The sequence below is a fragment of the Aquiflexum sp. genome (assembly GCF_041749095.1).
GTDB lineage: Bacteria > Bacteroidota > Bacteroidia > Cytophagales > Cyclobacteriaceae > Aquiflexum.
This window is the reverse complement of the sequence record NZ_JBGTCA010000455.1, coordinates 1-4764: the sequence shown is the minus strand read 5'-3', so window position 1 is coordinate 4764 and position 4764 is coordinate 1. Positions and strand designations below refer to the sequence as shown.

Annotated in this window: 5 protein-coding genes and 1 pseudogene; all 6 read left to right on the top strand. The window is 39.2% G+C overall.

Translation table 11 applies throughout. From position 1 onward, the window contains the following. Window positions 1-123: 123 nt before the first annotated feature. Window positions 124-1974, top strand: coding sequence for a glycoside hydrolase family 2 protein (locus tag ACEW8O_RS20835; protein ID WP_373496556.1), 1851 nt, complete (start codon window positions 124-126; stop codon window positions 1972-1974). 308 nt (window positions 1975-2282) lie between these two features. Next, on the top strand, window positions 2283-2663 hold the full coding sequence (locus ACEW8O_RS20830; RefSeq protein ID WP_373496555.1) for a hypothetical protein: 381 nt from the start codon (window positions 2283-2285) through the stop codon (window positions 2661-2663). A gap of 82 nt (window positions 2664-2745) precedes the next feature. Continuing rightward, complete coding sequence (locus ACEW8O_RS20825) at window positions 2746-3150, top strand: hypothetical protein (RefSeq protein WP_373496554.1); 405 nt, start codon at window positions 2746-2748, stop codon at window positions 3148-3150. Window positions 3151-3324: 174 nt separating this feature from the next. After that, window positions 3325-4164, top strand: coding sequence for an N-acetylmuramoyl-L-alanine amidase-like domain-containing protein (locus ACEW8O_RS20820; RefSeq protein WP_373496553.1), 840 nt, complete (start codon window positions 3325-3327; stop codon window positions 4162-4164). A 29-nt stretch (window positions 4165-4193) separates the two neighbouring features. Continuing rightward, a complete protein-coding gene (locus ACEW8O_RS20815; protein ID WP_373496552.1) occupies window positions 4194-4517 on the top strand; it encodes a cupin domain-containing protein in 324 nt (107 codons plus the stop codon). Continuing rightward, window positions 4514-4764: pseudogene (locus tag ACEW8O_RS20810) on the top strand (arabinan endo-1,5-alpha-L-arabinosidase); the annotation flags it as partial. The gene ACEW8O_RS20815 and the pseudogene ACEW8O_RS20810, both read left to right, overlap by 4 nt.

Here is a 4764-nt window from a genome sequence, read left to right as displayed (position 1 = left end):
TATGAATTTAAGGACTATCTTAGAACGAATGTAATCCAAAGTGATAAGTGGAGTATTTTGAATTTAATCCACAGTCATTTTAACCTAAAATAATCAATTCCTGATCAAACAATTTAACCGGACATGAAAAGTTTTAAAAACCTATTGACCTATTTTATTTTATTTACTTTTTTATTCCAACCTCTTTTTCTTAAAGCCCAAACCCTCAACACAAATCCCATCCTGACGCCTTGGGCACAAAAAGTTGATTCCAATGCACCACATCAGGAATACCCAAGACCACAGATGGTCAGGGAAAATTGGATCAATCTCAATGGTCAGTGGGATTATGCGATATTGGAAAAAGGTCAGGATAACCCCACACAATTCCAGGGAAAAATTACTGTTCCTTTCCCTGTAGAATCTTATTTATCGGGAGTCATGAAACCTGTTGGCGCTGAAAAAGAGCTTTGGTATAAAAAGACATTGAATATTGCCAATAAGGATAGGAAAGGAAAAGTCCTGCTACATTTTGGAGCGGTGGATTGGGAAGCTGAGGTGTTTGTGAATGGGAAATCAGCAGGTATTCATAGGGGAGGATATGATCCCTTTTCTTTTGATATCACCGGTTTACTGATTAGGAGTCAGCAACAGGAAATCACAGTCAGGGTCTGGGATCCTACTGATGATGGACCACAGCCAAGAGGCAAGCAGATCAATCGGCCACGCAGTATTTGGTACACCCCGGTGACCGGAATCTGGCAGACTGTTTGGTTGGAATTTGTTCCCGAGACATATATATCGGCTTTAAAAATAACCCCTGATTGGGATAATGGTGAGTTTCTGGTGGAAACTGAAGGGGTTTTGAATTCAGGTCAATTTACCTTGGAAGTAAAAGCATTGGATGGCGATCAGTTGCTTGCAGAAACTTATGGCCGGCTTGGCAAAGGTGTAAGCCTGAGTATTCCCAATCCCAAATCATGGTCTCCGGATGATCCCCATCTATATGATTTTGAAATCAACCTAAAGCGTGGTAATAGGGTCATAGATCAGGTTAAATCTTATGGGGCTTTAAGGAAAATCTCCATCGGACATGATGCAAATGGCATGCAGGTAATGGAACTGAATGAAGAGGCATTATTCCAATATGGCCCCTTGGATCAGGGTTGGTGGCCTGATGGATTATATACCGCCCCTACGGATGAGGCATTGGCATTTGACATCATCAAAACCAAGGAAATGGGTTTCAATATGATCCGTAAGCACGTAAAAGTGGAACCTGCCCGTTGGTACTATCACTGTGATAAACTGGGGATGTTGGTATGGCAGGACATGCCAAGTGGTGATATGGGCAATGTATGGGAATCCAAACCGGGGATTTACCGAAAAGGCCTTGATAAAGAAAGAACTCCCGAATCGGAAATGATTTTCAAAACTGAGTGGAAAGCCATTATGGATGCTTTTCATCATTTTCCTTCAATAGTGGTTTGGGTACCTTTCAACGAAGCCTGGGGACAGTTCAAAACCAAAGAAATCACCGAATGGACACAGGCCTATGATCCAACTAGATTGGTCAATTCTGCTTCCGGTGGGAATTTTGAATTGGAAGGAAACAAAATCACAGGGGATATCTTTGATGTTCACAATTATCCCGATCCCGTGATGCCCTCACCGGATCTTTTTGGGAAAGTAAATGTGCTTGTATTGGGAGAATATGGAGGATTGGGTATGCCTATAGAGGGACATACCTGGCAGGATAAGGATAACTGGGGATATCAGTCCTTTAAAACAGAGGAAGAGCTATTGGCGAGGTACGAGCGCTTGATCGTGGACTTAAAAGCATTGATTCCTTTAGGTCTAGCCGCGGCAGTTTATACCCAGACCACTGATGTGGAAATAGAGACCAATGGGCTGATGACTTATGATAGGAAGGTGATTAAGTTTCCTGTTGATGTTTTGAGGAAGCTGCATATGGAGCTTTATGAAGTGAAATAGATATTTATGGATACCTGCCTGCCGCAGGCCGGTTGGATATTTGTTGATATTGAATTGGAATCGAAACGGAGATCCCGAGAAAATTGAAATAGAGTAGAAATAAGATAGAAATAAATTGAAATATACCTGACCAAATTGGGCATTAAATTCACTCGATCAGGGTTATTATTTGGAAATTATATCGCCGAAGGCAAATATCAATTTATATCACGCAGTATATATCATTTAAAACCATCAACTATTTCATTATTATTTCGTAAATTGACTGGCAATCAATTATATATTTCCTTTCTGAAATTTTATAGGTTATGAAAAAAACAATATCCATTTGCCTCGTTTTCATATCAGGGATTTGCTTTTCAGCTTTTTCCCAGGACGTTTTACCCAAGCACAAAAAGGATTTTGAATGGAAAGGACTTGAAGAGTTGCCATGGTATCATGGAATCCCAAGGCTACACCAAGAGGACTCCGTTGTTATCCTCAATCCCGATCTGGAAAGAGATCTCAAATTTCCGGGTCTCGATGGTCAACAATTCACTTTTAAGGCTGATGGAGAAAAGTCGAATTTTGGCAATCCACCTATTTTTTACAATATGCCCATTCATAAACCCGAGGGTGATTTTCCGATTCTTATTCATGTTCCGGATGATAAGGTGAATTATACGATAAAGATCTGGCCGGTGGATTGAGGAAAGGTTTGATTATTCCTTGTCAAAATTCGATGTTCATTATTTGAAATTGAAAAATTGGGAAAATTTTAAAATTGGAAAATTGATTGATACCATCCTTACCAAAATTACTACGCATCCAAAAACCATTTTTCTTATTGATGGATTCGGTGCCCTTCTGACATCATTTTTGCTTTTAGGAATACTCAGGCCTTTTCAGGAATATTTTGGGATGCCCATGGATATCCTCACTATACTTTCTCTGATTGCACTGGCTTTTGCAATTTATTCCTTCTGCTGCTATTTCTTCTTGATTGGTAATTGGAAGCCTTTTCTTTTTGGTATCAGCATTGCCAATTTCCTGTATTGCTGCTTGACATTGGGATTGGTTTATTTTTTTTATCCCGAGTTGACCGGTTTGGGAGTTGCTTATTTTTTGGTTGAGGTGATGGTGGTAATGGGTTTGGTGCTGTTGGAGTGGAGGTTGATAAAACCCGGAGTGGTGTAATAAAACTTGACCAGGCCTTTGATTACAAAGAAAAATATACCGAATATCTTTTGGATAAATATAACTGAAAAAGTTACTGGTTGACACCAATATTAAAATACATGGCAAAATCCTTAAAAATTGGAATTGGAATAGAACATTTTTTTATATTTAACACAAATTATTAATCAATCCATGCGCCTGGTTCCAATCATTTTCTTCTTTCTCATCCCATTCTTAGTTAAAAGCCAAACCGTTTGCACCGCTGAAAGCAGGGAAAGACTTGATGCCTTTTTGGGGAAAATTTCTGAAATGGACCTATACCAAAAATCAGCCAATGAACTGATTATCGAAATGGGGAAATGGTTTCTCAATACTCCCTATGTGGAGAAAACCCTTGAACTTCCGGGTGAGGAAAATCTTGTGATCAACCTTACCGGTTTGGACTGTACGACTTATTTGGAAACTGTAGTTACTTTGACAAGGTTAGCGAAGCAAGGTGAATATACTTTTGAGGATTTTGAACGTGAACTGGGATTTCTCAGGTATCAGGATGGTGAAAGAAAGGGTTATCCTTCACGATTACATTATTTTTCCGATTGGATTTTTCAGAATGAGCAAAAGGGAATACTTAAGGACGTCACCAAAGAAATCGGTGGTAAGGTTTATGCCAATAACCCAACTTTTATGACTTCCAATCCCCAATATTATGCACAATTGGGAAATCCGGAAAATGTCAACAGGTTAAAGGTTTCTGAGGCCGACATCAGCAAAAGGACTTATCATTATATTCCAAAAGAAGAGGTTGCCAATCACGAGCAAAAAATCAAACCCGGTGACCTGATTGCCATTACTACCTCCATGCAAAATCTAGATATTGTGCATGTTGGATTTGCCATTGAAAAAAACGGTAGGATCCATCTGTTGCATGCAGGAACCAAGAACATGAAAGTTGAGATTTCCGAAATGCCTTTGCATGACTACCTGAAAGGCAATAAGTCTCAGTCGGGGATTATGGTGGCCAGATTACTTTAATTCTATCTCAAAACCCAAAAAGAAAAGCCATGGCCAATATAGAACTATCAAAAATATTTGAACCCAGAGAAAGTATTGATTACGCTGATAATTCTGTGGTAAGTAAGACAATTGTGAAGAAGCCGGCCGGTAACATCACACTCTTTGCATTTGATAAAGATGAGGGATTGGCTGAACATATTTCACCACATGATGCCCTGGTTCAATTGTTGGATGGAGAAGCCGAAATAACTATCAGTGGAGAACTTTTTCTCCTTCAATCAGGACAAAGCATTATTCTTCCGGCTAATATTCCGCATGCACTAAAGGCAAAAGAGAAGTTTAAAATGATGCTAACCATGATTAAATCATGATAAGGTCACAGCTTAAGATATTTCTGTTTTTGGTATTTGGATCATTTTTCCTCTCTTGTAAACAAAACGCAATAATAGAAACCACACAATTCTCTGGCAATCCTATTTTTGAAGGTTGGTACGCCGATCCTGAGGCCATTATTTATATAGATACCTATTGGATTTATCCGACTTACTCGGACAAGTTTCACCGACAGGTTTTTATGGATTGTTTTTCTTCACCTGACTTGGTCAACTGGACGAAGCA